Annotated in this window: 3 protein-coding genes; all 3 read left to right on the top strand. The window is 29.1% G+C overall.

The window, feature by feature from the left end; all coding sequences use genetic code 11:
- Positions 1-341: 341 nt before the first annotated feature.
- The 3 genes from Q0138_RS04800 to Q0138_RS04790 all read left to right on the top strand — a co-directional run bounded on the left by Q0138_RS04800 (position 342) and on the right by Q0138_RS04790 (position 3,062).
- The gene (locus tag Q0138_RS04800; protein ID WP_297981619.1) at positions 342-1,169 is read left to right on the top strand and encodes an amino acid ABC transporter substrate-binding protein; all 828 of its coding nucleotides are present in this window, start codon (positions 342-344) and stop codon (positions 1,167-1,169) included.
- A 515-nt stretch (positions 1,170-1,684) separates the two neighbouring features.
- Positions 1,685-2,338, top strand: a complete 654-nt coding sequence (locus Q0138_RS04795) for an amino acid ABC transporter permease (protein ID WP_297981617.1) — start codon at positions 1,685-1,687, stop codon at positions 2,336-2,338.
- 40 nt (positions 2,339-2,378) lie between these two features.
- A complete protein-coding gene (locus Q0138_RS04790; protein WP_297981615.1) occupies positions 2,379-3,062 on the top strand; it encodes an amino acid ABC transporter ATP-binding protein in 684 nt (227 codons plus the stop codon).
- The last annotated feature ends 114 nt before the right edge of the window (positions 3,063-3,176 follow it).

The raw sequence follows: 3,176 nt of genomic DNA, 5'->3' as shown, positions 1-3,176 counted from the left end.
TTCTTTTATTTTTGTTCTTTTATTTTTGTTCTTTTATTTTTGTTCTTTTATTTTTGTTCTTTTATTTTTTTATTTATTTTTGTAATGATTTTTAAAATTATTATTTTATTTTGACAATAAAATTTGTAATACTTTTTATCAATTATTTATTAATTATAATTTATTTAATGTTCAATTATTTGTTAATTTCTTATTTGACTGTTCAATTTTTATTCATTTCCAAAATAGCCAATAATACAATTTTATATAATATAATTTTCAAAAATAGTACTATGTAAATTAGATTTTTCTTTTTTCTAATTTATTTTAGTCAAAAATAGAAAATATTTTTTGGTGTGAAAATGAATAAAAAATTCGGTATTATTATAGGAATAGTTTTATTGCTCTTTTTAGTAATTGGCTCAGCAAGTGCTGCAGGTTTCCTTGACTTTTTAGGCGACTCTGACAGTGCAAGTGCAGATGATGATACTTTTGTTGTTGGTTTTGATGCAGAATTCCCTCCATATGGATACAAAGCTGATAATGGAAGCTATGTTGGATTTGATTTAGACTTAGCTAAAGAAGTTTGTAAAAGAAACAACTGGACATTTAAAGAACAACCTATTGATTGGGATGCTAAAGACAGTGAATTAGACTCCGGTTCTATTGACTGTATTTGGAACGGATTTACCATCAACGGTAGAGAAGACGATTACACCTGGACTGAACCTTATATTGACAACAAACAAGTAGTTGTTGTTAAAGCTGATTCCGGTATTGACAGCTTAGAGGATTTAGAAGGTAAAATCGTAGAAACCCAAAAAGATTCCTCTGCATTAGCTGCTCTTGAAGGAGATCAAAAAGATTTAGCTGACACCTTCCAAACCTTAACTCAAATTGCAGATTATAACACTGCATTCATGGATTTACAATCTGGTGCATGTGATGCTGTAGCTATGGATATTGGTGTAGCTCAATATCAAATTTCTAAAGACAATCCTGACGATTATAAAATTTTAACTGAAGAAATTTCTTCTGAACAATATGGTGTAGGATTTAAGAAAGGAAATACTGAATTAAGAGACCAAGTACAAGCAACCTTGGATGAAATGTTCGAAGACGGTACTGTTGAAAAAATTGCAGCTAACTACGAAGATTTCGGTGTTCCTGGTTCTTTAATTCAAAAATAAGTAATCTTTTTTAAACATGATCTCTTTTGATTTCATGTTTAAATTCATTACTTCTTTTTTTATAATTTTTTAATGGATTTTTTTATAATTTTTTCCGTGAGGATTTTTAATAAGATTTTTTAATGGATTTTTTCCGTTGTGTTTTTTTAATAAATTTTTTTAAAATGAATCTTTTTTTAAGAAATTAATTAAATTCTATTGTTAGTTTGATTTGATTTGTTTAAATTGGTCAAATGGTTTTTAGAAGTGCTTTGATTTAAATAATTTATTTAAATTATTTTAATTTATTTAAATTAATTTAAATTATTTTAATTTATTTTAATTTATTTTAATTTATTCTAATTTATTTTAATTTATTTAAATTCAGTGTTTGAATAAATTATTTAAATCAATTTAATTAATTTATTAATTTGACTTGCTAAAATTATTGAAAAGTTCATTTTCAATAAGCAGAATTAATTGTTCATTATTAGATTTATTTAAATAATTATTTTCTTTAAATTTTGGGGATATAAATGTTATTAAGTAAAATTTTAGAAGAATTGATGTGGGGTATGGGAACCTCCATTGAAATATTCCTTCTTACATTGCTCTTTTCCATTCCTCTTGGTTTGCTTGTTGCAGCAGGAAGAATGAGTAATTTTTCTCCTTTAAAATGGCTTATGAGAGCATATATTTCAATCATGAGAGGAACTCCATTAATGTTACAGCTAATTGTAATATTCTTTGGCCCTTATTATATATTTGGCGTAAATCTTTCAAGCGACTATAGGATGATTGCAGTAATTATCGCATTTTCAATTAACTATGCTGCATACTTTGCTGAGATTTTCCGTGGCGGTATCGAATCCATTCCTAATGGACAGTATGAGGCGGCTCAAGTTTTAGGTTATAGCAGATTGGAAACATTTTTCATAATTATCCTTCCACAGGTTATCAAGATTGTGCTTCCTTCCATAACCAATGAGGTAATTACTCTTGTAAAGGATACTTCTCTTTCATTTGTACTTGCAATTCCGGAAATGTTTACCGTTGCAAAACAAATTGCCGCAGCGGAAGCATCCATTTCAGCATTGTTGATTGCGGGTGTATTCTATTATGTCTTCAATGCAATTGTTGCATTTATAATGGAACGCTTTGAAGCAAGATTGTCCTATTATGATACATAAGTGATGTCTTTTGAAACGGATTTGTTAAAAAGGTGATTTAATGAGTTTATTGGAAGTTAAAAATCTTAAGAAAAGTTTTGATGATAATGTAGTTTTAAAGGATATCTCTTTTAATGTTGAAAAGGGTGAGGTCTTGTCCATCATTGGGCCTTCAGGTTCAGGTAAATCTACATTGCTTAGGTGCATTACCAAATTGGAAACTGAAGACAGCGGAATAATTGACTTTGATGGAACCTTTGGTTTGGTGTTCCAGAACTTTAATCTTTTCCCTCATCATTCAGTGATGAAAAATATTACTAACGCTCCTTTGAAAGTTCAAAAAAGGGATAAGGAAGAAGTTTATTCTCATGCAAGAGATTTGCTGAAGAAAATGGGATTATCCGAAAAGGAAGATGCATATCCTTCTGAATTGTCTGGAGGTCAACAGCAAAGGGTATCAATTGCAAGGGCTCTTGCAATGAATCCGGATATTCTTTTCTTTGATGAACCTACCTCTGCACTTGATCCAGAACTTACAGGTGAAATCCTGGAGGTAATCAAGGATTTGGCTGCTGAACATATGACAATGGTTATTGTTACCCACGAGATGAATTTTGCCCGTAATGTTTCAGACACCATTATATTTATGGACGATGGAGTAATAGTCGAGGAAGGCTCTCCAGAAGAGGTATTCTCATCTGAAAACCAAAGAATGAAAGACTTCTTAGGCAAATTTTATGAATAAAAACTCTTAGTTTTTATTTTTAATCTTTTCTTTTCTTTTTTTTAGTTTATTAGTTTATTTTTAATCTTTTTTTAGGGGTCTGTTGAAAACCTATTTTAAAAATTTATTTTATTT

This window comes from uncultured Methanobrevibacter sp., assembly GCF_937906425.1.
Classification (GTDB): Archaea; Methanobacteriota; Methanobacteria; order Methanobacteriales; family Methanobacteriaceae; genus Methanobrevibacter.
The sequence above is the reverse complement of the archived record's forward strand: the minus strand, read 5'-3'. Positions and strand labels throughout refer to the sequence as shown.